The organism is Vibrio sp. 03_296 (assembly GCF_002265885.1).
This window is the reverse complement of sequence record NZ_NPKW01001348.1, coordinates 1-465: the sequence shown is the minus strand read 5'-3', so window position 1 is coordinate 465 and position 465 is coordinate 1. Positions and strand designations below refer to the sequence as shown.

The 465-nt window shown below is 48.6% G+C and carries 1 pseudogene; it reads right to left on the bottom strand.

What is annotated here, in order from left to right:
- A pseudogene (locus CIK04_RS32095) lies at positions 1 to 465 on the bottom strand (phosphomethylpyrimidine synthase ThiC); the annotation flags it as partial.

Here is a 465-nt window from a genome sequence, read left to right as displayed (position 1 = left end):
CACTTCCCACGTAAGGTTCTCAGCAACGCCATTGACCTTCTCTAGTGCTTGATACATAGGCACGGTTCCAATCGGAACTGGGCTGTTGCGTAGAATCCATTCCCGAGTTTCGTGAATGTTTCTCCCGGTCGACAAATCCATCACCGTATCACCGCCCCAACGAGTCGCCCATACCAACTTCTCCACTTCTTCTTCAATCGACGAAGTCACCGATGAGTTACCAATGTTAGCGTTAACTTTCACAAGGAAGTTGCGGCCGATGATCATCGGTTCGGATTCTGGGTGATTGATGTTGGAAGGAATGATCGCGCGACCTTCTGCTACTTCACGACGCACAAACTCAGGGGTAATTTCCTTAGGTAGATTCGCACCAAAATTTTGCCCTGCGATGCATGCTGAGTCAAAACTTCATCTACGATATTTGGCGCTGTCCCATATTCTCGCGCAAAGCGATGTATTCCATCT